Consider the following 726-nt stretch of genomic DNA (forward strand, 5'->3'; position numbering starts at 1 on the left):
GTCGCGGGCGGTGAGCATCAGGATCGGCAGCGTGGCCGAGTCGGCCCGCAGCAACCGGCAGACCTGCAGGCCGTCGAGGCCCGGCAGCATCAGGTCGAGAATCACCAGGTCCGGTGGGTTGAGCCGCGCACGCTCACGCACGTGGTCGCCACGGCTGAGCACACTGACGTGATAGCCGTTGCGTTCCAGGTAACTGGCGATCAATTCGGAGAGCGCGGCGTCGTCTTCCACCAGAAGAATGTTGGGCATGGTATTTCCAAATAATACAATTTCTGAGTAGTACGCAAATCCAATGTGGGAGCGGGCTAGCTCGCGAAAGCGGTGTTTCAGTTAACGCACACGGCGACTGACACACCGCCTTCGCGAGCAAGCCCGCTCCCACATTTGATCTTCGGTATCAGGAAGATCGTGTAAGGTTCGGCGGTTATGAAGGATATACGCCCGCGTGCATCTGTGGGTCGCACCTTACATTTCTTCACACACCACCTACAGAGCTTCACAGCACTGTGGCGGGGGCGCCCGTAGGATGCGCCAGTCAATATTGGGATATGAGCATGTCGAAGAATCTGTTTGCGCCGTTTTGCCTGTTGGCCCTGACACTGGCGTTGAGCGCGTGTGGCAAGTCGGCGGACGACGCCGCCGAGGCGCCGCTGGCCAAGGTGCGGATCGAAACCCTGGAAGCCAAGCCCCTGTCCATCACCAGCGAGTTGAGCGGACGGATTGCCG

General features: G+C 59.9%; 1 protein-coding gene and 1 pseudogene. One reads left to right on the forward strand and one right to left on the reverse strand.

Going from position 1 to position 726, the window contains the following annotated elements; all coding sequences use genetic code 11:
* On the reverse strand, positions 1 to 249 hold a 249-nt coding region (locus HX846_RS24805; RefSeq protein WP_178966285.1), incomplete at its 3' end, for a response regulator.
* A 305-nt stretch (positions 250 to 554) separates the two neighbouring features.
* Between HX846_RS24805 and HX846_RS24810 the strand changes: the two are divergent.
* Positions 555 to 726, forward strand: a pseudogene (locus tag HX846_RS24810) (efflux transporter periplasmic adaptor subunit); the annotation flags it as partial.

This window comes from Pseudomonas sp. K5002 (genome assembly GCF_013386655.1).
Lineage (GTDB): Bacteria > Pseudomonadota > Gammaproteobacteria > Pseudomonadales > Pseudomonadaceae > Aquipseudomonas.